Here is a 26,690-nt window from a genome sequence, read left to right as displayed (position 1 = left end):
GCCGCGGCGTTCATGCGGCTGGCGCGATGCGGATCCGCTCGAAGCGGCCCGCGAGCCACCCGTACGCGGCCATGCCGATCAGCCCGTGCGCGGCGACGAACCACAGCGCACCGGCGAACGAACCCGTGCTGGCGACGAAGTAGCCGATCACGAGCGGCGTGACGATCCCGGCGATGTTGCCGAGGCCGTTGAAGACGCCGCCGCTCAGCCCGACCATGCCTTCCGGCGCCGTGTCGGCGAGCACGGCCCACCCGACCGCCGCGAGCCCCTTGCCGAAGAACGCGACCGTCATCAGCGCGATCACGGCCGCGTTCGACGATGCGCCGTTCGCGAGCACGAGCAGCGTCGCCATCGCCATCCCCGCGACGAACGGCGTCTTGCGTGCCTTCGACGGATGCATGCCGCGCCGGATCAGCCAGTCCGACAGCACGCCGCCGAGCACGCCGCCCGTGAAGCCGCAGATCGCCGGCAGCGCGGCGACCCAGCCGGCTTCCATGATCGTCATTCCGCGCCCCTTGATCAGATAGATCGGAAACCACGTGATGAAGAAGTAGGTGAGCGCCGTGATGCAGTACTGGCCGATGTAGATCGCCCACAGGTTCCGGTGGCGGAACAGTTGCGACACGTCGTGCCACGACGCGCGCGGCCGCTCGCGCATACGGTTCGCCTCGAGATCGACGAGCGCGCCGTGGGCGCGCAGGTAGTCGCGCTCCGCGTTCGTCATGCGCGGGTGGCCGTGCGGCTCGCGATACCACGCGAACCACAGCGCGGCGAGCGCGATGCCGAGCAGCCCCATCCACAGGAACACGTGTTCCCAGCCGAGCGCATGCGTGAGCCATGCCATGGCCGGCGTGAACAGCACGACGGCCATGTATTGCGCGGAATTGAACAAGGCCGACGCGGTGCCGCGTTCGGCCGTCGGGAACCAGCATGCGACGATCCGCGAATTGGCCGGAAACGCCGGCGATTCGACGAGCCCGAGCATGAAGCGCATGACGAACAGCGCCAGCGTCGCGGCCGCGCCGTGCACGGCGAACGCGCCGACCGTGCCCTGCAGCATCGTGAATACCGACCACAGCAACAGGCTCAGGCCGTACACGCGCCTTGCGCCGAAGCGGTCGAGCAGCCAGCCGCCCGGAATCTGGCCGATCGCATAGGCCCAGGCGAACGCCGAAAAGACGACGCCGAGCTGCACGGGCGTGAGCCCGAGGTCGTGCGCGACGCCGGTGCCGGCGATCGACATCGTCGCGCGGTCCGCGTAGTTGACGACGGTAACCGCGAAAATCAGCGCGAGGACCGCATAACGGACGCGGCCGATCGTGCGCGATGCGGCGGGCGAGGCGGCGACGGCGGCGCCGCTGGATCGATTGGACATGCGTGTCTCCTGGCCTCCGTCGTGCGGAGGCATCCGTGTCGTAATGGAAGGGGCGGCGCCGCGCTCAGTGCGTGACGCTGGTCGGCGGGCGCTGGCCCGCGAAGCACGCGGCGAGGTTCGCGAGCACGATGCGGCCCATTGCCTCGCGCGTTTCATGCGTGGCGCTCGCGCGGTGCGGCTGCACGACGACGCGGTCGAGTTCGAGCAGCGCGGCCGGCACGTGCGGTTCGTTCGCGAACACGTCGAGACCGGCGCCGGCGATCGTGCCGTCGGCCAGCGCGCGCACGAGCGCGGCTTCGTCGACCAGCTTGCCGCGCGCGACGTTGATCAGGAATCCTTTGGGGCCGAGCGCGGCGAGCACGTCGGCCGTCACGAGCACGTTGCCGTGATCGGCCGAGGCCGCGATCACGAGCACGTCGCTGTCATGCGCGAGCGCGGCGAGGTCGGGCACGAAGCGATAGCCGCTGTCGCGATGCTCGCACGGCCCGAAGTAACTGACGGGCATCCGGAACGCCCGCGCGCGCTGCGCGATCGCGCGTCCGACGCGGCCGAGCCCGACGATGCCGAGCCGCTTGCCCGTGACCTGCGTCGCGAGCGGCTGGGTCGTTTTGCCCCAGCGGCCGGCGCGCACGATCCGCTCGCCGGCGCCGAGGTCGCGCAGGGTCATCAGGATCAGCCCCAGCGCCATGTCGGCGACGTCGTCGGTCAGCACGTCGGGCGTCGTCGTCACGTGGATGCCGCGCGCCCGGGCACGATCGAGATCGACCGCGTCGGTGCCGATGCCGTTGATCGCGACGATCTCGAGCGCGCCGAGCCGCTCCATCAGCGCGGCGGACAGGCCGTTCGCGCCGCCCGTCACGACGCCGCGAATTCGCGGCGCCACGCGATCGAGCAGTGCTTCCGGTTGCTCGGCCGCATACAGCCGGTGCACGGTGTAGCGGGCGGCGAGTTCGGCGTCGATCGCGTCGGGGAGCGGCTGGGTCAGCAGGATGTCGATGGTCATGAAGGTCTCGGTCGTCGTGCGCGGCGCGGGCCGCGCATCAGGTGGAACCGAGTATAGAAATCGCATCGATATGCGTCTAACATCAAAAGACTATCGATTGATTCAAGATTTGAATGATTGAACTGCACCAACTTCGCTGCTTCGTCGCGGTTGCCGAAGAGCTGCATTTCGGCCGCGCGGCCCGGCGGCTCTTCATGACCCAGCCGCCGCTCAGCCGGCAGATTCAGTTGCTCGAGCACGCGCTCGGCATCGCGCTGCTCGAGCGCAGCAGCCGGCAGGTCAGCCTGACCGCGGCCGGCGAGCGCTTCCTGCGCGATGCGCGGCACATCCTCGAATTCTCCGCGCGGGCCGAGCAGGCCGCGCAGCGTGTCGCGCACGGCGGGGCCGGGCGCATCACGCTGGGGTTCACGGCCGTCAGTGCGTACCGGATGATCCCGGTGCTGCTCGCGCATGCGGCGCACGCGCTGCCGGACGTCGACGTCGAACTGCGGGAGATGGTGTCGACCGTGCAGATCGACGCGCTCGCGTCGCGGATGCTCGACGCGGGTTTCGTGCGCCAGCGCGCCGCGCGCCAGCCGCTCGAATACCGGCTCGTGCAGCGCGAGCCGATGCTCGTCGCGGTCGCGGAAGGCGCGCCGCTCGCGGCCTACGAGCAGATCGGCCCCGACGAGCTCGACCGGCAGCCGTTCATCGCGTATTCGCCGAACGAGGGCAAGTATTTCCACGACATGATCTCGGGGATGTTCGCGGGCGCCGGGCGGCTGCCGAACTACCTGCACTACGTCGGCCAGACGCATACGATCCTCGGCCTCGTGCGCGCGGGGCTCGGCGCGGCGCTGGTGCCGGCGTCGGCGCGCGAGCTTCATGTCGACGGCGTGGTGTTCCGGCCGCTCGCGGGCGTCAACGTGGCGGCGGAGCTGTATCTCGCTTGGCGCGCGGACAACGACAACCCGGCGCTGCCGGTGTTCAACGCGATGGTCGAGCGGTTTCTGACCGAAAGCACGGACGACGCGGGCGTCTAGCGGCGCTTGCTCGCCCGTTCCGCGTGGCGCGACGTGCGATGGCGGCCCGCTGACGGCGGCGTGAAGGGAGGGATGAGGGCGGGGCTCGAAGACGTGCACGCGGCCCGGCGGAGCGCATCCGCCGGGCCGCGGCACAGGCCCGTCAGTGGGTGATCGACAGGAACAGGTACGCGGCGAACAGCGCGACGTGCACGACGCCGTGCAGCACCGTCGTGCGCCCCTGGCTCAGTGTGAGCGTGCTGACCAGCAGCGTGAGCGCGAGCAGGACGGTTTCCATCGCGCCGATCCCGAGCGTGAGCGGCTGGCCGACCCAGATGAACACGGCCGCGACGGTCGGAATCGTGAGCCCGATGCTCGCGAGCGCCGACCCGAGCGCGAGGTTCATGCTGGTCTGCAACCGGTTCGCACGCGCGGCGGTGACGGCCGCGAGCCCTTCCGGCAGCAGCACGAGCGCGGCGATCACGATACCGACCGCGGCTTCGGGCGCGCCGAGCTTCAGCACCGCGTGCTCGACGGCCGGCGACAGCAGCTTCGCGAGCAGCACGACCGCGACGAGGCTCGCGAACAGCAGCACCATGCTGATGGCCGCGGTGCGGTTGCTCGGCGCCGCCGCGTGCACCGCTTCGTTGGCGCTGTCGTGCTCGGCGAGGAAGTAGTCGCGGTGGCGCACGGTCTGCACGAACACGAATGCGCCGTACAGCACGAGCGACGCGACGCCGGCGAACGCAAGCTGAGATTTCGAGAAGAACGGGCCCGGCGCGGCGTTCAGGTAGTTCGGCATCACGAGCGACAGCACCGACAGCGACGCGAGCACCGCGAGCGCCTTGCTCGCGCCGCGCCCCTGGAAATCCTGTTCGCCGTGCTTCCATGCGCCGACCAGCAGGCAGATGCCGACGATGCCGTTACAGATGATCATCACGGCGGCGAACACGGTGTCGCGGGCAAGGCCCGATTTCTCGGGGCCCGCGCCGAGCATCACCGACACGATCAGCGCGACTTCGATGACGGTCACGGCAACCGCGAGCACGAGCGTGCCGAACGGTTCGCCGACGCGGTGCGCGACGACTTCCGCATGGTGGACGGCGGAGAACACGGCGCCGGCGAGCGCGGCCGCGAACACCGCGATGACGAGGCCTTCGGCCGGCACGACGCGCGACAGCGCGAGCACCAGCCAGGCGGCAAGCGGGGCCCAGAGGGTCCAGCGCGGGAGCTGGTTGGACGAGAGCGGCATGAGGGTTTCCTTATGCGAGTGGCGGCGCGCGACGCGCCGTCACGGGTTGATGAAGCCCGGCCGTACTATCCGCCGAACGAGGACGATGAAACCGAAGGGCGGCAGCGCGCAATGGCGCTGCCCGGGTTCGCTGCCGCGACGCGGCGAGGGGCGCGGGCGGGCCGAGGCCCGTCGCGGGACGAAACGGTTCGATGCGGCTGCCTGCGGACAGCGAGACAAGCATAGGTGGCGACGCGCGGGCCGGTGGCTCGATTCGCCCCCATAAGGACGGCCGGCGATGGACGGCGGTGACGGCGCGACACGCGTTTCCCCCTTCAATCCGGCAATTTGTCGAATTTTATCAGGCGTTGCGGGGTCGCTATCTCATATTCGAGCGCTTACATTGACCTTTCGGTTTGCAAAAAGTGCCGCGCTCTTTCGATTTTTTTGTCGTTGCGGTTTTCGTCATGGTCTCTTGCAAGGCACATTCGGGCGCACCCTGACATAAATCTACCGACCGGTCGGTTTATAATCGCTCGCACTTCCACTTCATGACGGATCGCAAGCGATGGCTGTTTCCTCTGCACATTCGGTGAACTCGGGCGCGCTGGCGCCGTCGGCCGTCGTCGGCGTGATCGGGGCCGGCGCGATGGGCGCGGGCATTGCACAGGTCGCGGCGGCGGCCGGCCATCCGGTGTTGCTGTACGACCTGAACGAAGCGGCCTGCGACAAGGCGCTGGCCGGCATCCGTGCACAGTTCGCGCGGCTGGCGGAGAAGGGCCGGCTCGAACCGGCGCAGGCCGACGCGGCCGGCAACCGGATCCGCGCGGTGCACGCGCTGGCCGATTTCGCGGGCGCCGCGCTGATCGTCGAGGCGGCGGCCGAACGGCTCGACGTGAAGCGCGAGATCTTCGCGACCCTCGAGCGCCATGTCGACGACGCGTGCGTGCTGGCGACCAACACGTCGTCGATCTCGATCACGTCGATCGCGGCCGGGCTGCGCGTGCCGCAGCGCGTCGCCGGCCTGCATTTCTTCAATCCGGCGCCGCTGATGGCGCTCGTCGAGGTGGTCAGCGGGCTCGCGACCGCGCCCGATATCGCCCGGATGCTCGTTGCGACCGCCGCTGCATGGGGCAAGCAACCGGTGATGGCGAAATCGACGCCGGGCTTCATCGTGAACCGCGTCGCGCGGCCGTATTACGCGGAGGCGCTGCGCGTGCTGAACGAGCAGGGCGGCGCGCCGGCCACGATCGACGCGGTGATGCGCGAAGCCGCCGGCTTCCGGATGGGGCCGTTCGAGCTGATGGACCTGATCGGCCACGACGTGAACTTCGCGGTGACCGAGTCGGTGTTCCGCGCGTACTTCAACGACCCGCGCTACACGCCGTCGCTGATCCAGCAGGAACTCGTGAACGCGGGCTTTCTCGGGCGCAAGTCCGGGCGCGGTTTCTATTCGTATGCGGACGGCGCGCCGCCGCCCGCCCCCGATCTCGAACCGCCGCGCGCCGCGCCGGCCGACGTCGTGCTGTTTGCGCAGGACGGCCCGGCCGCCGCGTTGCACGCACGCTTGGCCGAACGTATCGACGGCGTCCGGCAGGCCGGCGTGCAGCCGGACGAACTGCTCGCAACGGCCGGCCGCGCGTCGATCGCGCTGACCGACGGCCGGACGGCCACGGCGCGCGCCGCGCAAACCGGCGTGGCCGATCTCGTGCTCGTCGACCTCGCACGCGATTACGCTCAGGCCGGGCTCGTCGCGCTGACGCGCGCGCTCCAGTGCGGCGACGCCGCGTACGCCGATGCGGTCGGGCTCTTTCAGCAGGCGGGCTTTCGCGTCGTCGGCTTGGCTGACGTGCCGGGCATGGTCGCGATGCGCACCGTCGCGATGCTCGCGAACGAAGCCGCCGACACGGTGAACCAGGGCGTGTGCTCGCCGGCCGATCTCGACCTCGCGATGGAGAAGGGCGTGAACTACCCGTGCGGCCCGCTCGCGTGGGCCGATGCGATCGGCATCGGCCGCGTGCACCGCGTGCTGTCGAACCTGGCAGCGAGCTACGGCGAGGACCGCTATCGCGTGTCGCCGCGGCTCGCCGCGCTGCATGCGGCCGGCCGCACGTTCCGGTCGTGACCGCCTCGTCACCTCGAACACGATAACGACATCACTCCATTGGAGGAGCCCCCGATGACTCACCCGACGCACCCCGCCGCCGCCCTCGAGCCGATCGAGACCGCCAGCCGCGACGAACTGCAGGCGCTGCAGCTCGACCGCCTCAAGTGGTCGCTGCGCCACGCGTACGACAACGTCCCGCACTATCGGCGCACGTTCGATGCGGCAGGCGTGCATCCTGACGATCTGAAGTCGCTCGCCGATCTCGCGAAGTTCCCGTTCTCGACCAAGAGCGATCTGCGCGACAACTATCCGTTCGGCCTCTTCGCGGTGCCGCGCGAGCAGGTCGTGCGCGTGCACGCGTCGAGCGGCACGACCGGCAAGCCGACGGTCGTCGGCTACACCGCGCGCGACATCGATACGTGGGCGAACGTGACCGCGCGCTCGATCCGCGCGGCCGGCGGCCGCCCGGGCGATACGCTGCACAACGCGTTCGGCTACGGGCTTTTCACCGGCGGTCTCGGGATTCACTACGGCGCGGAGCGGCTCGGCTGCATGGTCGTGCCGATGTCCGGCGGGCAGACCGAGAAGCAGGTGCAACTGATTCGCGATTTCGAGCCGAAGATCATCCTCGTCACGCCTTCGTACATGCTGAACCTGATCGACGAGATGGTGCGGCAGGGGATGGACCCGGCCGAATCGTCGCTGAAGATCGGCATTTTCGGCGCCGAACCGTGGACGCAGGCGCTGCGCGACGAAGTGGAGACGCGCGCGGGCATCGACGCGCTCGACATCTACGGGCTGTCGGAAGTGATGGGCCCGGGCGTCGCGTGCGAATGCGTCGAGACGAAGGACGGCCCGGTGATCTGGGAGGACCATTTTTACCCCGAGATCATCGACCCGGTCACCGGCGAAGTGCTGCCCGACGGCAGCCAGGGCGAGCTCGTGTTCACGTCGCTGACGAAGGAGGCGATGCCGGTGATCCGCTACCGCACGCGCGACCTCACCGCGCTGCTGCCGCCGACCGCGCGCGCGATGCGCCGGCTCGCGAAGATCACGGGCCGCTCCGACGACATGCTGATCGTGCGCGGCGTGAACGTGTTCCCGAGCCAGATCGAGGAGATCGTCGTCGCGCTGCCGCAGTTGTCGGGCCAATTCCAGATCACGCTGTCGCGCGACGGTCACATGGACCGGCTCGACCTCGCAGTCGAGTTGCGCTCCGAGGCGGCGGCGTCCGTTTCCGACGCCGATCGCGCGGCGCTCGCGCGCGAGCTGCAGCACCGGATCAAGACGATGGTCGGCGTGTCGTCCGGCGTGACGGTGCTCGCGGCCGGCGGCATTCCCGCGAGCGCGACCGGCAAGGCGCGGCGCGTGATCGATCGCCGCCAGGCCGCCTGATTGCCGATGGATGCCGTTCTACCCGAGGAAACCTGTTCGATGGATGGATTGAAGACCCTGGCCGTCACGGTCGATGCGCGCGGTATCGCGACCGTCGCGCTGCAGCGCGGCGACGTGCTGAACGCGTTCGACGAGACGATGATCGCGGAGCTGACCGACGCGTTCGCGACGCTCGGCCGGCGCGACGACGTACGCGCGATCGTGCTGCGTTCGGACGGCCGCGCATTTTGCGCGGGCGCCGACCTGCAGTGGATGCAGCGTGCGAGCGCGAACGACGCGGCCGCGAACCTGCGCGACGCCGAGCGGTTCGCCGCGATGATGCGCGCGATCCGGCAATGTCCGAAACCGACGGTCGCCCGCGTGCAGGGCCACGCGTTCGGCGGCGGGGTGGGCCTGTGCGCCGCGTGCGACATCGTGATTGCGAGCGACCACGCGCGCTTTTCGGTCAGCGAGGCGCGCTTCGGGATCCTGCCGGCCGTGATCGGCCCGTATCTGGTCGAGGCGGTCGGGCAACGCCAGGCGCGCCGTCTCGCGCTGACCGCGACGCAGCTCGCGGCCGCCGAAGCCGTCGCGATCGGGCTGATTCATCAGGCCGTGCCGCTCGATGCGCTGGACGACACGCTCGAGCGGACGCTCGCGGAACTGGGCCGCAACGGCCCGCACGCGCTGATGGAGATCAAGCGCTTTTTCGATGCGATCGGCGAGTACCCGCCGTCGGATGAGCGCGCGGCGTTCACCGCGCAGACGATCTCCCGCGTGCGGGCGACGCCGGAAGCGAAGGAAGGCTTCGCGGCCTTCTTCGCGAAGCGGCCGCCGGCGTGGGAGACGGGCGCCGAATAAGGCTGCGCGACGAACATCCACGGCGATCGACGCGGAAACCGGGGGCTGCCGCATTTTGCGTCTCGGGCACGGGCGCTTGCACTACAATGCGTGACCCCCGGCGCGCTGCCGGCCCCGTCCCGACCGATGCTTCGCACGATGATCGTCAACCGCCTTGTCTCCGAGATCCTGTTCGGCTTTACCGGCCTGATCGGCATCATCAATCCGATCGGCATCGCGTTCCTGTTTCTCGAGCGGACCGAGGCGCTCACCGCGCATGAACGCGATCTGCTCGCGCGGAAGGTCGCGTTCAATGCGTTCGTCGTGCTGATGGTCGCCTTCTTCGCCGGCACGCCGGTGCTGCATTTCTTCGGGATCTCGATGGAAGCGCTGCGGATCGGCGGCGGCTTCGCGGTTGCCGTGGCCGGCTGGCAGATGCTGAACGAACCGGACGGGCCGGGCGGCGGCGACACGCCGGTCAAGCCGATCGACGCGAACGCGATCATGACGCGCGCGTTCTTCCCGCTGACCATGCCGCTGACGGTCGGCCCCGGCTCGATCGCGACCGCGATCGCGCTGAACGCGAACCGCACGCACAAGCTGTCGGAGTTCGCGCTGTCGAGCATCGTGTCGATCGCCGTGTCCGTGCTCGTCGCGCTCGTGATCTGGCAGGTCTACAGCCGCTCCGCGCTGCTCGCGCGCTACCTCGGCAGCGAAGGGACGAAGGTCGCGAAACGCGTGTCGGCGTTCCTGCTGCTGTGCATCGGCGTGCAGATCATGCTGACCGGCTTCTCCGCGTTCCTGCAACCGCTCGCCGACCAGGCCAGATAACCGGGGCCACCCGGTTCATCCTTCAAGGGGCCTCCTTTCACGCAGCCTGCACGCGGCGCGCGGTCATGCGCGTTCGCGGCATGCGGGATACCATGCGACGTCTGGCGGATGCGCGGCGCGCATCCGGCCGCAATCCCCACCTGATTGGCGAGGCGTGCAATGGAATACGTGAAATTCGGGTCGACCGGGCTGGACGTGTCGAAGCTGGTGCTGGGCTGCATGACGTTCGGCGAGCCGTCGCGCGGCACGCATCCGTGGACGCTGCCGGAAGCGGAAAGCCGCCCGATCATCCAGCAGGCGGTCGAGGCCGGCATCAATTTCTTCGACACCGCGAACATGTATTCGGACGGAACGTCCGAGGAGATCGTCGGCCGCGCGCTGCGCGATTTCGCGAAGCGCGACGACGTCGTGATCGCGACCAAGGTGTTCTACCGGATGCGGCCGGGGCCGAACGGCGCCGGCCTGTCGCGCAAGGCGATCATGACCGACATCGATCAGAGCCTGAAGCGGCTCGGCACCGACTACGTCGACCTCTACCAGATTCACCGCTGGGACTACGGCACGCCGATCGAGGAGACGCTCGAGGCGCTGCACGATGTCGTGAAGGCCGGCAAGGCGCGCTATATCGGCGCCTCGTCGATGTTCGCGTGGCAATTCGCGAAGGCGCTGCACACGTCGAAGCAGAACGGCTGGACGCGCTTCGTCAGCATGCAGAATCACCTGAACCTGCTGTATCGCGAGGAAGAGCGCGAAATGCTGCCGCTGTGCGCGGACGAAGGCATCGCGGTGATTCCGTGGAGCCCGCTCGCGCGCGGGCGCCTGACGCGCAACTGGGACGAATCGTCGGAACGGCAGCAGAAGGACGACGTCGGCCAGCGGCTGTACGACGCCACGGCCGACGCCGACAAGGCGGTCGTCGAGGCCGTCGCGGCGATCGCCGCCGCGCGCAACGTGCCGCGGGCGCAGGTCGCGCTGGCGTGGGTCGCGCAAAAGCGCGGCGTGACCGCACCGATCGTCGGCATTTCGAAGCCGCGGCAACTGGACGATGCGCTCGGCGCGCTCGCGCTGAAGCTGACCGACGATGAAATCGCCACGCTCGAACGCCCGTACGTGCCGCACGCGGTCGCCGGGTTCAACTGAGCGACGGCGGCGGTACCTGCGCCGCGTTCAGTGCGCGGCGGCGAGCATCGGGTAGGTGAACAGGCCGAAGTGGACGACGTTCAGCCCCGCGTGCGCGAGCGCGGCGGCGAGCAGTCCGCCCCGCCGCCACGCGAGGCCGTAGCCGACGCCGGCCACCGTGCCGAGCACGATCCATTGCCAGCCGCCCGCCGCGTGCGCGGCGCCGAACAGCACCGCGCCGGCCGCGAGCGCGACCCACGGGCCCCACGAGTACGCGCGGAACATGCGTGTCAGCCCGCCTTGCACGTAGCCGCGAAACAGCGCTTCCTCGGCGAGCGTCACCAGCAACAGGTTGTTCACGAGCCACAGCCAGCCCGACGGCGGCCATTTGGGCGCCCAGCCGACCATCCCGAACGCGAGCGCGCCGGCCAGGCACGCGGCGGCCGTGGCGACGGCCGCCACGACGCCGGTGCGCAGCGCGCGCGCCAGCGCGACGCCGGGGGCGACCCACGGCAGCACCCACAACAGCCACAGCCCGACGAGCGGCTTGTCGAAGTTCAGGTACATCGTGAATGGCGCGGCGTCCGGCGTGAAGCGGATCGGCCCGATCACGCGCGGATTGTGGAAGCCCGGAATCAGGTGCAGGCTCAGCGCGATCGCCAGCGCGGCGAAGACGAGGTGCGCCACGATGCGCACCGCGAGCGGGCGCTCGGGCAGCACGCCCCACGCGGCCGCGATCAGCAGCGCGAACGGCGCCAGCGTGATCGGCGCAAGCTGGCCGAATGCGAGCGCACCCGCATAGCCGAGCACGGCGAGGCCGATGCTCAGGCCGTGCAGCGGGCGGTGCCATGCGAATGCGGCGGCCGCGAACAGGGCGATCCAGATCGTGGCACACGGAAGGAGCGAAAGGGACATGACGGGAAACGGATGGGCGGACGAGACGCCGCGCATCATACAGCAGGCGCCGTGAAACGCGGCCGGGCGGCATCGGCCGGGCAGCCGGCGCACCGCGTGTCAGCGGCCGGCGGTTTCCGTGACGCCGCCGCGGCCCGGGATGTCGACGCTGTTGCGCACGCGCATCCGCCGCCGATACCAGAACGTCCACAGCAGCAGGCAGCCGAACACCGTGTAGCCCATCACCGGCGACACGACGAGTACGCGTTCGACCGGCCAGTTGGCGACCATCCACCAGCGCAGCAGCATCTCGAGCGTCATGATCGCGCCCCACACGAACGTCATCAGCCGCAGCATCTGCCGCAGGCCCGGCTGCGCGTCCCAGACGGCTTCGAAGTGCGCGGCGCCGCCGTCCATCTCGCGGGCCACGGTGGCGCGGGCCAGATAGTAGATCAGCGGGCGTTCGCGCAACAGCGACAGCAGGAACACGATGCCGATCGTGCCCGAGCCGATCGATTCGCGCATCAGCAGCGTGCGCGGGCTGCCGCCGAACGCCATCCCGACGATCGACAGCGTGATGCCGAGCAGCACGATGGCCGCCACCGCGTCGATGCGGCGCGAGCGGATGAATTCGACGATCGACCAGACGATCGGCGGAACCGCGGACGCGTACAGCGCGCCGGTTTCGCCGAAATACGGATGCGCGACCCGATAGGCTACCCACGGCAGCACGAGGTTGACGAAGAGTTCGAGTATCAGTCCGGCTCGCGGTTTCACGGTGCGCCATCCCACGCAGGTCGGGGCGAACGCGCGAAAGGCGTGGTCGCCCCCGGTTGCCTCGACAATGCCCTGAAAAGGGTTCGGTCCAGTATATCGAAGAATCGCGCGGGGCTCGGGGTTGTGAATGTTTCCGCGTGCCGCGTCCGGATGGAACGCGGCGTGACGGCTGCCCCGGACCGGGGTGATGAGGGTTGCGCGCCACGCCACGCGGGAAAGGGAGGCGGAATCACGCGCGCCGCCGGCGCAGGGGCGACGCTACGACGGCATAGCGGCGGCCTGCGCGCCGCGGCGCGAATCGATGCCGCGGATGCCGCGGGCGCGCGCGTGCGGTCAGGAGACGGCCGGCTGGACGATGATCTTCACGTTGCGGTCCTTGTGGTTCACCAGTTCCTCGAAGCCGCGCGTGACGATGTCGCCGAGCGCGATGCGCCCGGTGATGAGCGGCTGCACGTCGATGCGGCCGTCCGCGATGAAGCGGATCACGTCCGCGAATTCGCCGTTGTACGCGAGCGAGCCGATCACTTCCTTCTCGGTCGACACGATGTCGAAGAAGTTGAACGGCGCCGGTTCCTCGAAGATGCCGACCATCACCGACTTGCCGGCCTTGCGGATCACGTCGATCGCGAGCTTCGCGGTGGCCGTGTGCCCGATGCATTCGAACGACACGTCGGCGCCGTAGCCGCCCGTCAGCGCCCTGACTTCGGCGATCGCATCGGACGTCTTCGGATCGATGACGACGCTCGCGCCCACCTCCAGCGCCTTCTGCTTGCGCGCGGCCGACATTTCCAGCGCGATCACGCGCCCGGCGCCCGCGGCCTTCGCGCACATGATCGTGCACAGGCCGATCGTGCCCGCGCCGACCACGACGACGGTCTGCCCGACGATGTTGCCGGCCTTCTTCACCGCGTGCAGCCCGACCGCGAGCGGTTCGATCAGCGCGCCGGCCTCGGTCGGGAAATCGTCGGGCAGCTTGTACAGCAGCTCGGCCGGCACGTTCACGTATTCGGCGAATGCGCCGTTGTTCATCAGCCCGGTGAACGCGAGGTTCTCGCAGATGTTGTACAGCCCGTGCCGGCAGTACCAGCAGGTGCCGCAATGCTGGCACGCGTCGGCCGTCACGCGGTCACCGACCGCGAAGCCCGACACGCCCGCGCCCAACTCGGCGATCTCGCCGCTGAACTCGTGGCCGAGGATGCACTGGCCCTTCAGGCCGGTCAGCGGGTGCGGCGCGTCGACCGGGATGAACACGGGCCCGGCGACGTATTCGTGCAGGTCGGAGCCGCAGATGCCGCACCAATGCACGCGAATCGTCACCCAGCCCGCGGGCGGGCGCTGCGGAACGGGAACCTCTTCGACGCGGATGTCGTGGCGGCCATGCCAGACGGCGGCCTTCATGCTGGGCGGGGTGATCGATGCCGGTGTACTCACGTTGCTGTCTCCGTCGGGTTGTCGTCGGGTGCGCGGCAATGCTGCCGGTGCGCCCGTCGCGCGATTGCGCGATCGACCGGTATGCAGGAACGGGGCCAGCGTGAATCAGGGCTGTGCATGGCAAGCGCAAGCACGCGTGGCGTGCGTTGCACCATGTCGCTTTCCGGCGGCCGGCAACGATTCGGAAGAAACGGAGCGTCGGCTCTGCTGCGATAGCGAAACGGCGGGCGGGGTGAGACGGCGGGACGTTCGTCTCACCGTGATGAGACGAATCGCGAGACGAACGTGACGGGGGCGTTGCCCGCTTCGCGTTCAGGCGAGCACTTCGTCCACGGCAACCGCGGCGAGCGACGTGAATCCGGCGGCGCGGTACAGCGGCTGACCGGCTTCGGTCGAGATGAGCCACACGCGGCGCGCACCGCGGTGCCGCGCGTGCGCGACGATCGCGGCGAGCAGTTGCGTTGCGAGGCCGCGGCGCCGGTATGCGTCCGCCGTCCCGACGCGGTCGACGACGATATCGCGGGGCGACGCGAAGCCGTAGCGCGCGGTGGCCGCGATCTGCCCGTCGAGCCGGTGCGCGAACAGGAACGCGGCGGGATTCGGCTGGAATGGCGGGAAGGCGCCGCTCGTGTTGAACGCTTGGATCGCGTCCGGCGTGTCGCAGGCCAGCGCTTGCGCGAGCGCGTCGTCGCCGGACAGCCCGTCGATATCGGCGGCCATGAAATGCTCGTCGGTCAGCCGGCGCGTCCTGCCCCGCAGCGCGGGCGGCAGCGGTGCCGCGCCGTAGCGCGTGATCCACGCGCCGACGGCAAACGGGCCGGCGCCGGATTCGGGCGCACCCTCGATCATGAAATGCTCGAAAGGCCGGCCCATCGCGCGGTCGAACTGCACGACATGGCCGTCCGGGCCGTCGTGCAGCGGCGCGTCGCGCCGGTCGCGCGCGGCGCAGTACCCGGCGATGAACGCGCGTACGGCCGCCTTGCGGCGGGGGAAATCGGACCAGGCTTCGTCGAGCGGGAACAGCGTGGCCGGGGCGGGGGAGGCGGTCGGCATGCGTAGGGGCGCGGCGTTGTCAGGGCGAAGGCGCCAGCTTAGACCAGGATGCCGTCGCGTGTCGCGCCGGCCATTGCCGCGATCGCCGAAACGGACCGTTGCGCAGGCTACCTCTTTACTTGAAGTTAACTTCAATTTGTATCATGTGCGCCAGTCCGATTGCGCTCGCGTGCGGCATCCCGTTGCACGCGGCCGCCAAGCATGCTCAACACCATGGAAAGCCCGATCTGCGAAGAAGACCTGTCGTGCGACGCGTCGGCGTTGGACGAAGACGATGCGATGCCGTCGCGCGGCGGCGCGGTCGCGCATCCGCTCGTGACGATCGGCCGTACGCCGATTCCGGAGCACGCGGCCGCCGCGGCGTCGCCGTTGCGCCCGCAACTGTTCGTCACGGTGCTGGAGGCGGGCGACGACGCGCTGCTGGTGCGCTGGGTCGAGAGCGGCCGGTGTCATTACGGCGAGCAGCGCTGGCGCCTGCGCGTCGCGTTGCAGCCCGGGCGCTGCGCGCTGTCCGGGCAGCCGATCGAGCCGGGCGAGCCGGTGTTCCGGCCGGTGCGGCGGCCCGTGCCGGCCAATGGCGACGAGATGATCTGTCCGGCCGCGGTGCCGGGCGTGGCCGGTGCGGCGCACGATGGCGCGCCGGAAGACGGTGGCGCACGCCATCCGGCCGATGTTCATGGCTGAACATCGGCCGTCGGGGAGCGACGTCATTTCTTCAGATCGTGCCGGTACTGGATGAAGCCGGCGTTGTTCGCGAGCTTGTCGTACAGCGCGCGCGCGGTCGTGTTGGTCTCGTGCGTGAGCCAGTACACGCGGCTCGCGCCGGCTTCCCGGGCCCGTTCGTACACGGCCTCGATCAGCGCGCCGCCCGCGCCCTGGCCGCGCGCGTCGGGCGCCGTGTACAGATCCTGCAGGTAGCAGTACGGCGCTTCGGTCCAGCACGAGCGGTGGTAGATCGCGTGCACGATCCCGACCAGCGCACCCGACGCATCGAACGCGCCGAGCACGAACATCGGCTCGTCCGGATCCATCAGGCGCGCCCATGTGGTCGCGAACACCGCGTCGCTCAGCGCGGTGTCATAGAACGTCTGGTAACCCTGCCACAGCGGCCGCCATGCGGCTTCGTCGGCGGCGACGAGCGGGCGCACCGTGACGCGCGTCGCGTCGTTCGCGCGGCTGGCCGCGTCGCGCGCGTTGGCCTGCGCGTGGCGGATCGCGGTGAGCGACTGGCGCTGGTTGCCTTCGGCGTCGAAATTCTCCGGCGCGAGCCAGGCTTCGAACGCGGCGCGGACGTCCGGCCATTCGCCGTCGATGATCGAGAACCACGCGGTGTCGCGATTGCGGCCGCGGTAGACCATCGCCTGCCGGAACGTGCCCTCGTAGCGGAAGCCGAGGCGCGCGGCCGCCTTGCGCGACGGCGCGTTCAGGTCGTCGCACTTCCATTCGTAGCGGCGGTAGCCGAGCGTATCGAACGCATACTTCATCAGCAGGAACTGCGCTTCGGTCGATACCGGCGTGCGCTTGAGCAGCGGCGAGAACGTGACGGAACCGACCTCGATCACGCCGTTGGCCGGATCGATGCGCATCAGCGCGAGCGTGCCGACCGCGCGGCCCGTGGCGCGATCGATCACCGTGTAGTGCAGCGGATCGGCGCTCGCCTGCGCGCCGCGCGCGTAGTCGCGGTAGCTGGACGCGTCGGCGTACGGGCCGTGCGCCAGATAGGTCCAGTCGCGGCCGTCGGGCGCCTGCGCGTACGCGGCGTACAGATCGGCCGCGTGGCGTTCGGCGTCGAGCGGTTCGAGCCGGCAGTAGCGGCCTTCGAGCGCGATGCGCTCGGGGCGCGGGCGCGCGGACCAGTCGGGAACGGGTTGGCCGATGGGCTGCTGGAAAGCGTTGGTGAGCGTGGGCAAGGTCGATCTCGCTTCGGTTGGCGGCCGGCGACATGCCGGCATGCAGACGATCGTAGTCCCGGCGAGGTACCATGAGAAGCGCCAGCGTGCGGTAAATTTATGGTGCCACGGTCGGTGGCCGCCAGCCGTACGCCGCTCACCATCCGTCCCGTTCCGACCTCTTCACGCCGCGATGTTCCGATGACGACTGCCTTTCCTCCCGGCGACACGCCGTCGCTGCCGCTCGATGCGCCGCTGGCGCGTACGCCCGGCGCCCCGTCGCTGCAGCGCCAGCTGCTGCGCCGCTTGCGCGACGCGATTCTCGGCGGCGCGATGCCGGCCGGCACGCGGCTGCCCGGCACGCGCGCGTTGGCCGACACGCTCGGCGTGTCGCGCAATACGACGGCCGCCGTATACGAGCAGCTCGTCGCCGAAGGTTTCCTGCAGTCGGACCGTCGCGGCACGCGGGTCGTCGGGCTGTCGCGGCCGGCGCCGCCGCGCCGGCGTGCCGCGCCGCCAGCCGTCGCGCAGCGGCTCGGCCGGATTCGCCCGAGCCTCGTCGGCACCGGCGAATCGGAGGGCTTCCGGCCGGGCGTGCCCGCGCTGTCGCATTTCCCGGTGGACGCGTGGCGGCATGCAATCGATCGCGCATTGCGCCGCGCCGGCCGCGATCTGCTCGCGTACGGCGATCCGCTCGGCGAGCCCGCGTTGCGCGAATCGATCGCGCGCCACCTGGCCGTCACGCGCGGCGTGCGCTGCGATCCCGAGCAGATCGCGATCACCGAAGGCGCACAGGGCGCGATCGCGCTGTGCGCGCAGTTGCTGACGAATCCGGGCGATACGGTGTGGGTCGAGGAGCCCGGCTATCGCGGCGCGCGCTCCGCGATGCAGGCGGCCGACCTCGACGTCGTGCCGATGCCCGTCGACGCGGAAGGGCTGCGCGCGGAACCGGACGACTGGCGCGAGCGGCCGCCGCGCCTCGTCTACACGACGCCGTCGAACCAGTTCCCGACCGGCGCGGTGCTGTCGATCTCGCGCCGGCTGGCGCTGATCGATGCGGCACGCCGCCATCGCGCATGGATCATCGAGGACGACTACGACAGCGAATTCCGTCACACCGGCGAGCCGATCGGCGCGATGCAGGGGCTCGCGGCCGATTCGCCGGTGGTCTATCTCGGCTCGTTCAGCAAGACGATGTTTCCGGCGCTGCGGATCGGGTTTCTCGTGCTGCCCGACACGCTGCTGGCCGCCGTGCGGCCGGCGTTGCCGGAGATGCTGCGCGGCGGGACGCGCCATGTGCAGCTCGCGCTCGCCGATTTCATCGAGACGGGCGAGTACGGCCGGCATCTCGGCCGGATGCGCCGGCTGTATCGCGACCGGCGGCGTGAGCTGCTCGCCGCGCTCGACAGCAGCCTGAGCGTGCCGCACCAGGTCGAGGGCGGCCCCTGCGGGCTGCATCTCGCGCTGCGGCTGCCGGCGCGTTATCGCGATCGCGCGATCGTCGAAGCGGCGCGCGCGCACGGCATCGGGCCGTTTGCGCTGTCGGGTTTCGCGATCGATGCGGGGCGGGCCGGCAACGGGCTCGTGCTCGGTTTCGGCAATACGTCCGCGGATGCGTTCGAGCCGATGTTGCGGGTGGTGTCGGCGATCGCGGAGCGGGTGGGCGCGAGTCATGCGTGACGGGTGGATTCAATACCGGCGCTTTAAAGGCCATGGCGGGCCGCAAATCATTCAATATTTTAAAAATCCGGCCGATATCTCGATATTGTCGATTTCCGATCGCGCAGCCTGAATCGAAAGTTTTGTCTTTTCCATCGTAAAAAATGGTCAATGTCGCTTGTCACGGCTCCTGCGATGAGCGACGATTTCGCTCCGTAACAAACGGTTACTTTTGTGCCGTCACTGGATATCGGAGAACGCAGGCCGCGATGAGTCGCGTCGGCCGAGTGCTCCAATAAATAACAATGCCGATCGCGACGAGATCGGCCGCAGGCATCCGAGTGCGCGACCACCGCATATGCCGCCTGCGAAACCGTATAGAACGACATGAAATCGGATTCAAGCCGCTATTGCTTCCCGAATCTGCTGGAAGCGTTTTTTATCGTCGTCGTGCTGAACATGGTCGAGTATGTGACGAACTCGATCATCTGGTCGGCCGGTCGCGGCGCCGGCCTGCAACCGATGGCGATCGTCAGTATCGGGCGCGTGCTCGCGAATGGGCTCGTATTTACGGTGCTGCTTCATCACGGCAAATTCACCTACCGTCGCTTGCTGCACGATGGCGTCGATTCCTGGCGAACGACGATCGGGCGATTTTTCGTGCCCGTCGTGCTGATTACGCCGGCATTGGTGGTGGCGATGAGCGTGCTGGAAGTCGGCATCGGGCAGTTTTTCTCGTGGAGCGGCAGCCGCGATGAAGCCCGGGAAGTGTATGTCAACGGCGGGCTCGGCCTGATCGTATTGACCTGCGTGATTGCGCCGCTACTCGAAGAGATGCTGTTTCGCGGCGTGATGCTGCGCAGCTTCCTGCGACAGTATCCGGAGGGAACGGCTATCGCCCATTCGGCCGCGGTGTTCGGTCTTGCGCATATGAACGTCTATCAGTTCGTGCTCGCATTCGGACTCGGCTTGCTGATCGGAAAACTCTATGCGGCTACCCGATCGCTGTTGCCGGGCATGTTGATTCATGCCTGCTACAACACGGCCGTGGTGATCGTCGCGCTGAAATCGCCGTTCGTCCTTGCCAAGGAGAGCCTGCTCGAGATCTGGCCGGCTTCCTGGTGGTTCGGCGCGCTTGCGTTGGGCGGTGTCGGCGCATGGGGGCTGGTCAAGTCGGTCGATGCGCTGCGAATGGCGCCGGCCGGTATGGCAAACAACGATGGCGCGAACTGAACGCGCGCGGTGACGGGTTTCTACAACGAGCAAACGAGGTGAAGCATGCGGGGCAAGCAAGTCTGTCTGGTGGGGCTGGCGAGTACTGTGTTGATGCTGACGGCATGTGGCGGCGATGACGGTGGCGCGGCCAAAACGGGCAGCAACGCGTCGAACAACGACACGGCGGGAACGCCGACGGTCCCGTCGCCCGCAACGCCGGCGCCGGGCGCGCCTGCCCAGCCGTCCGTCCCCACGGCCTGCCGCCCGAACGGCAGCTTCAGCTATTCGGGCGCTGCGTCGCCGGTCGCGGCGAACAACGGCCAGCTCGCGGTGCTCGTGGTGCCGAATTTGCCGAGCGAGTGGGCGAAGAATCGCAACATGACGGCGGCCGATGTGCCGGCAACGAGCCTGGTTCAGCAGGGAAGCGGCGCGTTTACGACGCTGGCGTCGTCGGCGGCGGCGACCGACTGCCTCGGACTCGACCACGGGGCCGTGACCGAGATCCAGGGCGTCGGCACCGATGTGGCGATCGGCCGGTGGAATCGCGCGATGGATACCGACGGCAATACCTATGCCGATACGCAGGGCGTGCACTACGCGGTCGGCACGCCGCTGTCGTTGCCCGCGACGGGCGGCCCACTTTCGTGTACGCAGGTGATCGCCGACACGGTGGCGAGCAACGAGGGCGGCACGAACGGGACGCTCGTGTCGGCTTCGGCCACGCTCGATCCGGTCACGCGCATGCTCACCACGCTGGACTTGTCGATCAAGCTCGGGAGCGCGCAATACGGGTTGACGTACACGCAGGTGCCGTTGAACGGCGTGTTGAAGACCGCCGGGCCCGCGACGATTCAATCGATCGTCGTCGGACATGACGCGGCTCAGCCGCTCGTTGCCGTCGGCTACACGGCGGCGGTGCCGAACACGCAAGGCGTTGGCGGGGTCGTGGTGTTGTCGTGTCACTGACTCGAGTCGATGCCGGTTCGTCGACGGAAGGAGGCCGATGACGAACCGTTCGCTGTTTGTGCGCCGCATGCGGTCTGTCGGCAATGCGCGACCGGCAAATGGGTGGCCGCGGACCGCGACGATGAGGTGGCGGCGACGCGCACAGTGAGCGATGCGTGGTGAATATTCGGATTGACGAACCGCGCAGTTTGTTCGAAACGAACGCCGTCGCGGTTCCACCACCGCGACACCTTCCGGCATACGGGTTTCGATTCGTATGTCCCAACCGGCGCTTGCGCTATAAATGGTTGGGTGTACCGGTGCTTGTCGGACGCCTGCGCGTCTCGCGCAGGGCGGCGTCGCGGCTGCCGGGGGAGGTGCGCCGTGGTTTGCCAGACGCTTGCTCGCGCCGTGCTTCGCACCGCGTTGATCGGGGGCGTGTTCGCCGGAATCCTGCCGTCGCCCGCCGCCGTTGCCGGCACGCTCGCGCCGCACGCCGCACCGCCGGCGATGAAGGCGCGGCCGCCCGCCGCGCCTTATGCGATGCCGGTCGACTTCCCGGCGATCGTCGAGCGCTACGGCCCGGCGGTCGTGACCGTCATGGCCGCCACCCCCGATCCGCAAACCGGCGGCCCGGCCTTTGCCGCCCTCGATCCCGACGATCCGCTCGCCGCGTTCTTCCGACATGGCGCGCCGCCGGCCGCGCAGGGGCCGCAGGCGCAGGCGCCCGATCCGGCGCCGCGCGCGGTGTCCGGCAGCGGCTCGGGTTTCATCGTCAGCGCCGATGGCCTGATCCTGACGTCCGCCCATGTGGTCGACGAGGCGACCGACGTGACGGTGCGCCTCACCGACCGCCGCGAATTCAAGGCGACGGTGCTGGCCGTCGATCCGCAAAGCGATGTCGCCGTGCTGCACGTCGACGCGACGAAGCTGCCGTTCGTGCGCGTCGGCGATTCGTCGAAAGTCCGCGCGGGCGAGCCGGTGATGACGATCGGCGCGCCGGACGGATCGGGCAACACGGTCACGGCCGGCATCGTCAGCGCGACGTCGCGCCGGTTGCCGGACGGCAGCGCGTTTCCGTTCTTCGAGACCGACATCGCGCCGAATCCGGACAACTCGGGCGGCCCCGTGTTCAATCGCGCGGGCGACGTGATCGGCATCGCGGTGCAGGTCTATACGGGCGCCGACCGCTACGCGAGCACGACGTTCGCCATCCCGATCGCATTCGCGGCCAAGGTGCGCGCCCAGTTGCGCGCGCAACAGCAGGCGCAGATGCAGGCGCAGCCGGCTCAGGCGCCCGCCCCGGGCGCGCCGCCGTCGGCCAACGCGTTCGGCGTCGACGTGCAGGACGTCGGCGTCGGTCTGGCCGCGGCGTTCGGGCTGCCGCGTCCGGCCGGCGCGCTCGTCAACGGCGTCGCGCCCGGCTCGCCGGCCGCCGCGGCCGGGCTGAAGCCCGGCGACGTGATCGTGAAGATGGGCGACAAGGCCATCGGCCGCTCGGCGGAACTGGACGACCTGGCCGCCGCGCTGCCGCCCGGCGCGAAGGCGCCGCTGCGCGTGATCCGCAACCGTGCGCCGGTGAAGCTGACGATCGTCGGCGCCGACGATGCGGCCGGCAGCCCGGCCGCGACAATCGGCACGGCCGCGCCGAAGGCCGCTGCACGGTTGGGGCCGGGGCCGGCCGCGGGCGAAGCAGGCGACCACGGCGACCGCCTCGGGCTGACGATGCACGCGTTGAGCGATGACGAGCGCCGTTCGACGGGGCTCGCGGTCGGAATGATGGTGGACGCGGTGCACGGCCCGGCCGCGCGCGCGGGCATCCAGCCGGGCGACGTCGTGCTGGCGCTCAACGACACGCTGCTCGAGACGCCGGACGACGTGCCGTCGCTCGAAGCGAACGGCGGCAGCGTGATCGCCGTGCTGATCCAGCGCAACAACGCGCGGAAGTTCGTCTCGGTGCGCGCGCGTTAGGGCGTTGACGCGGCTGGTGTGGTCCGCCTAACATCGGCCGATATCGCTGGCGGTTCGCCGCCACGCATTCATGACATTCAGGAGCCATTCGGCATGAAAACGGCTTGCTTGATCGTAGTAGTCCACAGGCGCAGGGCCCGGTAGCGGGATCGCGCCGGTACCCATGCGCCCCCGACTCGTTCGGGGGCTTTTTTTTTGCGTTGCGCACGGCCGCGCGGCCCGTGCGCGGGAGGGCATCCGCTTGCCATCGAACCCGTCGACCGCTTCCGCCCCGGCGTCGCCGCGGCACGCCACGCTGATCATGCTGTGCGCGCTGTCGGTCCTGCCGCTGAGCCTGTTCCTGCCGTCGCTGACGGCTATCGTGCGCGACCTGCGCACCGACTATGCGCTCGTCGCGCTGTCGCTCGGCGGGTATGCGGCGGTGGCCGCGTCGCTCGAGTTCGTGACGGGGCCGCTGTCGGACCGGTTCGGGCGGCGGCCGGTCGTGCTGGCGAGCGTCGCCCTGTTCGCGCTTGGTTCGCTCGGTTGCGCGATGGCGGCCGATATCCGCGTGTTTCTCGTCTGCCGGCTGATGCAGGCGGCGATCACGTCGGTCTATCCCGTGTCGATGGCGGCGATCCGCGATACCGTCGGCGACGCGCGCGCGGCGAGCCGGATCGGCTATGCGGCGATGGCCGCCGCGTTCGCGCCGATGCTCGGCCCGACGCTCGGCGGCGCGCTCGACCAGACGGTCGGCTGGCGCGCGAGCTTCTGGTTGCTCGGCGCAGTCGGCATCGCGCTGTTCGGCTGGTGCACGTTCGATCTCGTCGAAACCCATACGCGCCGGCCGTCGAGCTTCGCGCAGCAGCTTCGCGCGTATCCGGCGCTGCTACGTGCGCGCCGTTTCTGGGCCTATGCGCTGTGCATGGCGTTTTCGACGGGGGCGTTCTATGCATTCCTGGCCGGTGCGCCGCTCGCCGCGAAAACGCGGTTCGGCATCGCGTCGGCGGAACTCGGCTTCTATATGGGGACGATGACGGCCGGTTTCGTGGGCGGCAGCTTGCTGGCCGCGCGGGTCGCGCGCCGCCATGCGCTGGCCACGACGATCCTGTGCGGGCGGGTCGTCGCGTGCGCGGGCCCGCTGATCGGGCTTGCGCTGATGATCGGCGGCGCGACGCACGCGCTTGCGTGGTTCGGGCCGTGCGTGCTGGTCGGCTTCGGCAACGGACTGAGCAATCCCGGCGCGCATGCGGGCGCGGTGTCGGTGCGCCCGGCGCTGGTGGGCAGCGCGTCGGGGCTGGCCGGCGCGATGACGATCGGCGGCGGCGCCGCGCTGTCGGCGCTGACGGGCGCGCTGCTGACCCCCGCCAACGCGGGCTACCTGCCGCTCGCGATGATGCTGCTGTCGGCGGCGATCGCGCTGGCGGCCGCCGTGTGCGTGCGCGCATTCGACGGACGGGACGCCGCGCGGTGAGCGCGGGTGCGCCCCGGTACCGGCGCGCGGCCGAATGGCGGACAATCCGCCGCATGCCGGGAGATGACGCACGATCGGCGCGCCGCGTGTCCCGGCGAGCGAGAAGGGCGACTGGACGAGGATGCGATGAGCGACTTTTCTGATTTCCAGCGGGACATTGCCGATGCCGCGAGGGCGACCTTCAGGGCGCTCCGCGCGTTGCACCCGGACGAGCATTTCTATGCGTTTGCGTTGTACACCGACAGCGGCGCGATGACGGTGGTGCCGGCCGCCAATTCGGTCGAAGGGCTGCGCCGGATTTGCGCGCAACAGGCGGTCGCGGACGACGATCCGCGGTTCGTGTGGGGCGTGTCCGAGTGGGCGTACGCGGCGGCCGAGGCGTCGCCGTTCAACGCGATCTGCGGCAGGCTGGCCGACGAAGTGCTGAGCCCGCAGTTCGTCCAGTCGCGCTTCACGGAATTTTCCCGGCAACTGCACGCCGACATGATCGCGGCATTGCGGCTGCTCGATCGCGACGGCGTGTTCGGCACGGGCGACGCCAGGGCGGCCCTCACGCTGTTCGTGTCGATCAGCGACGACGACGCGGCCGAGGCGCTGGAAAACGCGTCGGCGAAAGCGCTGAATCCGCCGGCCGTCGCCGACGCCTTCCTGCGCCGCTACGACTGACCGGCATCGGGATCTCGCGGGGCGGCCCCGGCCGGCCGCCCCGCAAACGGCATTACGGCTTCGCGCCGACCACGAATTCGAACGTCGCGACGCCGTCGACGCCGCCCGTCACGCGATCGCCCGGCTGCAGCGCGCCGACGCCGGCCGGCGTGCCGGTGAAGATCAGGTCGCCGGCCTTCAGCTCGACCGAGCGCGACACGTACGCGATGACGTCGGGCACGGGCCAGATCATGTCGGCGAGGTCGCCTTGCTGGCGCGTGTCGCCGTTGACCGCGAGCCAGATCCGGCCGGTCGCCGGGTGGCCGGTGGCCGCCGCCGCCCGCAGCGCGGTCACGGGGCCCGACGCGTCGAAACCCTTCGCCCAGTCCCACGGCCGGCTCAGCTTCTTCGCGTCGGCCTGCAGGTCGCGGCGCGTGAGGTCGACGCCGACGCCGTAGCCCCACACGTGCGACAGCGCGTCGGCCGGGTCGATCGATCGGCCGTCCTTGCCGATCGCGACGACCAGCTCGATTTCGTGATGGAGATCGTTCGTCAGCGGCGGATAGGCGACCGTGCCGCTGGCCGGGACGATCGCGTCGGCCGGCTTCGTGAAGAAGAACGGCGGTTCGCGGTCGGGGTCGGCGCCCATTTCGCGGGCATGGTCGGCATAGTTGCGGCCGACGCAGAATACGCGGCGCACCGGAAAGCGCGCGGACGACTGTTCGACTTCGACGGAAGGACGCTCGGCGGCGTCGATGACATAGGCGGACATTGGAGGGCCTCGTTCGGTAGGAAGACGGAGGGCCGGCACACCGGCCGGCATGCGTGCAACGATACCCGACGCGCGTGCGTGCGGATGCGACGCAACTGCGTTTTACCGGGACAAAACTACGCGTCGGCGGCCGACGGCGTGTCGTCGCCGCCGGGCGGCGCGGCGTTCGCGTCGCGGTACGCCTTCGGCGACACGCCGACCCGCGCGCGGAAACGCCGCGCGAAATACCCTTCGTCGCGGAAGCCGACCGAGCGCGCGATGTCCGCGATGCGCCGGCTGGTGTGGGCCAGCAGCGATTGCGCGAGCGCGATCCGGCGCTCGGTCACGAGATCGGTGAAGGTGCTGCCGGTTTCCTTGCGGACCAGGTGCGCGAGGTAGTTCGGGGAGAGAAACGCGGCTTCGGCGGTCGCCGCGAGCGTGAGGTCCTCGCGGGTCAGGTTCGCGCGCACGTGGCGCAGCACGCGGGCCAGCGCGTCGCGCCGGCCGGCGCGCTGGGCGCCGCGCTGCGCGAGCTTGTCGAGCGCGCCCGCGTACTGCGTGCAGACGAGCCCGATCAGCTGCAGCAGGTAGCCGCGCAGCAACGTGGTCGAGCCGAACGTGCGCACGCGATCGGCATCGAGCATGCACAGCGCGAGGCGGCGCGCTTCGTCGTACGTGTCGCCGGTCAGGATGAAATCGAGGTGCTCCTGGAAGCGGAACGGCGTCAGCTCGGGGAAGCGGTGCGCGGGCACGTCCTCGAGATCGAGCGGATCGACGTCGAGATCGGCGCGCAGGAACGCCTGGCTGAAGTTGATCACGATGAAGTGCGCGCCTTCCGGATGCGGAATCAGGTGCTCGCGGTGCGGCAGCACGAACGCGAGCGCGCCGCGCGGAAACGGCCGCGTGACGCCGCCGATGCGCTGCTCGGTGTCGCCGCCGAGGTTGAACTGGATCTGGAAATACGCGTGCCGGTGCGGCTCGGTGATCGCCTGGCGCGACGCCTGGTCGCGGATGTAGAAATCGAGCCGGTCGCTGCGTTCGGGCATCCCGTACAGGCGCGGCGGGGCGGTGGAGGGCATGAAGGATTCTGCTGTTCGTGACGCGGTTGAGCCGCGATGGTACAGCG

General features: G+C 69.6%; 23 protein-coding genes. 13 read left to right on the top strand and 10 right to left on the bottom strand.

Translation table 11 applies throughout. The annotated features are described in order from the left end of the window. Window positions 1-10 precede the first annotated feature (10 nt). Both QZM15_RS03425 and QZM15_RS03420 read right to left on the bottom strand, forming a co-directional pair. Window positions 11-1,375, bottom strand: a complete 1,365-nt coding sequence (locus QZM15_RS03425) for an MFS transporter (RefSeq protein ID WP_302105813.1) — start codon at window positions 1,373-1,375, stop codon at window positions 11-13. Between the two features lie 64 nt (window positions 1,376-1,439). After that, window positions 1,440-2,378, bottom strand: a complete 939-nt coding sequence (locus QZM15_RS03420) for a 2-hydroxyacid dehydrogenase (protein ID WP_302105812.1) — start codon at window positions 2,376-2,378, stop codon at window positions 1,440-1,442. Window positions 2,379-2,491: 113 nt separating this feature from the next. Here QZM15_RS03420 and QZM15_RS03415 point away from each other — a divergent pair, with 113 nt between their 5' ends. Continuing rightward, on the top strand, window positions 2,492-3,400 hold the full coding sequence (locus QZM15_RS03415; RefSeq protein ID WP_059585024.1) for a LysR substrate-binding domain-containing protein: 909 nt from the start codon (window positions 2,492-2,494) through the stop codon (window positions 3,398-3,400). Between the two features lie 142 nt (window positions 3,401-3,542). On the opposite strand, the gene QZM15_RS03410 is transcribed toward QZM15_RS03415, so the two are convergent. Further along, the gene (locus QZM15_RS03410; protein WP_059639561.1) at window positions 3,543-4,631 is read right to left on the bottom strand and encodes a calcium:proton antiporter; all 1,089 of its coding nucleotides are present in this window, start codon (window positions 4,629-4,631) and stop codon (window positions 3,543-3,545) included. Between the two features lie 547 nt (window positions 4,632-5,178). Here QZM15_RS03410 and QZM15_RS03405 point away from each other — a divergent pair. From QZM15_RS03405 to QZM15_RS03385, 5 genes are all read left to right on the top strand, one after another. Further along, window positions 5,179-6,735, top strand: a complete 1,557-nt coding sequence (locus QZM15_RS03405) for a 3-hydroxyacyl-CoA dehydrogenase (RefSeq protein WP_302105811.1) — start codon at window positions 5,179-5,181, stop codon at window positions 6,733-6,735. Between the two features lie 54 nt (window positions 6,736-6,789). Next, window positions 6,790-8,112, top strand: a complete 1,323-nt coding sequence (paaK, locus tag QZM15_RS03400; RefSeq protein ID WP_059585028.1) for a phenylacetate--CoA ligase PaaK — start codon at window positions 6,790-6,792, stop codon at window positions 8,110-8,112. Between the two features lie 39 nt (window positions 8,113-8,151). Further along, window positions 8,152-8,952: an enoyl-CoA hydratase-related protein gene (locus QZM15_RS03395; protein WP_302105810.1), complete on the top strand. Its 801-nt coding sequence runs from the start codon at window positions 8,152-8,154 to the stop codon at window positions 8,950-8,952. Window positions 8,953-9,090: 138 nt separating this feature from the next. Continuing rightward, window positions 9,091-9,762, top strand: a complete 672-nt coding sequence (locus QZM15_RS03390) for a MarC family protein (protein ID WP_059639557.1) — start codon at window positions 9,091-9,093, stop codon at window positions 9,760-9,762. Between the two features lie 159 nt (window positions 9,763-9,921). Continuing rightward, entirely contained in the window at window positions 9,922-10,902 is a 981-nt protein-coding gene (locus QZM15_RS03385; protein WP_302105809.1) for an aldo/keto reductase, read from the top strand. A 27-nt stretch (window positions 10,903-10,929) separates the two neighbouring features. On the opposite strand, the gene QZM15_RS03380 is transcribed toward QZM15_RS03385, so the two are convergent. The 4 genes from QZM15_RS03380 to QZM15_RS03365 all read right to left on the bottom strand — a co-directional run bounded on the left by QZM15_RS03380 (window position 10,930) and on the right by QZM15_RS03365 (window position 15,036). After that, window positions 10,930-11,796, bottom strand: coding sequence for a CPBP family intramembrane glutamic endopeptidase (locus QZM15_RS03380; RefSeq protein WP_302105808.1), 867 nt, complete (start codon window positions 11,794-11,796; stop codon window positions 10,930-10,932). Window positions 11,797-11,895: 99 nt separating this feature from the next. Further along, on the bottom strand, window positions 11,896-12,552 hold the full coding sequence (locus QZM15_RS03375) for a VC0807 family protein (protein ID WP_059585133.1): 657 nt from the start codon (window positions 12,550-12,552) through the stop codon (window positions 11,896-11,898). A 333-nt stretch (window positions 12,553-12,885) separates the two neighbouring features. Continuing rightward, window positions 12,886-13,950, bottom strand: a complete 1,065-nt coding sequence (locus QZM15_RS03370) for a 2,3-butanediol dehydrogenase (protein WP_059585032.1) — start codon at window positions 13,948-13,950, stop codon at window positions 12,886-12,888. Window positions 13,951-14,295: 345 nt separating this feature from the next. Further along, window positions 14,296-15,036 carry a GNAT family N-acetyltransferase gene (locus tag QZM15_RS03365; protein WP_099317525.1) on the bottom strand — a complete coding sequence of 247 codons (741 nt, stop codon included), beginning with the start codon at window positions 15,034-15,036 and terminating at the stop codon, window positions 14,296-14,298. Window positions 15,037-15,237: 201 nt separating this feature from the next. On the opposite strand from QZM15_RS03365, the gene QZM15_RS03360 reads away from it, so the two are divergent. Then, window positions 15,238-15,720 carry a DUF3331 domain-containing protein gene (locus QZM15_RS03360; RefSeq protein ID WP_099317524.1) on the top strand — a complete coding sequence of 161 codons (483 nt, stop codon included), beginning with the start codon at window positions 15,238-15,240 and terminating at the stop codon, window positions 15,718-15,720. 23 nt (window positions 15,721-15,743) lie between these two features. Here the strand turns inward: QZM15_RS03360 and QZM15_RS03355 are convergent, their stop codons facing one another. Next, window positions 15,744-16,946: a GNAT family N-acetyltransferase gene (locus tag QZM15_RS03355; RefSeq protein ID WP_302105807.1), complete on the bottom strand. Its 1,203-nt coding sequence runs from the start codon at window positions 16,944-16,946 to the stop codon at window positions 15,744-15,746. 180 nt (window positions 16,947-17,126) lie between these two features. On the opposite strand from QZM15_RS03355, the gene QZM15_RS03350 reads away from it, so the two are divergent. The 6 genes from QZM15_RS03350 (at window position 17,127) to QZM15_RS03325 (ending at window position 24,834) form a co-directional block, all read left to right on the top strand. Beyond that, window positions 17,127-18,605, top strand: a complete 1,479-nt coding sequence (locus QZM15_RS03350; protein WP_302105806.1) for a PLP-dependent aminotransferase family protein — start codon at window positions 17,127-17,129, stop codon at window positions 18,603-18,605. A 366-nt stretch (window positions 18,606-18,971) separates the two neighbouring features. Continuing rightward, on the top strand, window positions 18,972-19,817 hold the full coding sequence (locus QZM15_RS03345; RefSeq protein ID WP_302105805.1) for a CPBP family intramembrane glutamic endopeptidase: 846 nt from the start codon (window positions 18,972-18,974) through the stop codon (window positions 19,815-19,817). Window positions 19,818-19,862: 45 nt separating this feature from the next. Beyond that, the gene (locus tag QZM15_RS03340) at window positions 19,863-20,765 is read left to right on the top strand and encodes a hypothetical protein (RefSeq protein WP_302105804.1); all 903 of its coding nucleotides are present in this window, start codon (window positions 19,863-19,865) and stop codon (window positions 20,763-20,765) included. A gap of 363 nt (window positions 20,766-21,128) precedes the next feature. Next, on the top strand, window positions 21,129-22,715 hold the full coding sequence (locus QZM15_RS03335) for a trypsin-like peptidase domain-containing protein (RefSeq protein ID WP_302105803.1): 1,587 nt from the start codon (window positions 21,129-21,131) through the stop codon (window positions 22,713-22,715). Window positions 22,716-22,956: 241 nt separating this feature from the next. Then, window positions 22,957-24,168, top strand: coding sequence for an MFS transporter (locus QZM15_RS03330; RefSeq protein ID WP_302105802.1), 1,212 nt, complete (start codon window positions 22,957-22,959; stop codon window positions 24,166-24,168). 126 nt (window positions 24,169-24,294) lie between these two features. Then, the gene (locus tag QZM15_RS03325) at window positions 24,295-24,834 is read left to right on the top strand and encodes a DUF4303 domain-containing protein (protein ID WP_302105801.1); all 540 of its coding nucleotides are present in this window, start codon (window positions 24,295-24,297) and stop codon (window positions 24,832-24,834) included. A 52-nt stretch (window positions 24,835-24,886) separates the two neighbouring features. Here QZM15_RS03325 and QZM15_RS03320 read toward each other — a convergent pair whose 3' ends face one another. Both QZM15_RS03320 and QZM15_RS03315 read right to left on the bottom strand, forming a co-directional pair. Then, window positions 24,887-25,585: a fumarylacetoacetate hydrolase family protein gene (locus QZM15_RS03320; protein WP_099317518.1), complete on the bottom strand. Its 699-nt coding sequence runs from the start codon at window positions 25,583-25,585 to the stop codon at window positions 24,887-24,889. Between the two features lie 116 nt (window positions 25,586-25,701). Further along, entirely contained in the window at window positions 25,702-26,643 is a 942-nt protein-coding gene (locus QZM15_RS03315; protein ID WP_226222942.1) for a helix-turn-helix transcriptional regulator, read from the bottom strand. Window positions 26,644-26,690 lie beyond the last annotated feature (47 nt).

Source organism: Burkholderia sp. AU44665 (genome assembly GCF_030504405.1).
GTDB classification, from domain to species: domain Bacteria; phylum Pseudomonadota; class Gammaproteobacteria; order Burkholderiales; family Burkholderiaceae; genus Burkholderia; species Burkholderia semiarida.
This window is presented reverse-complemented; position numbering and strand designations above follow the sequence as displayed.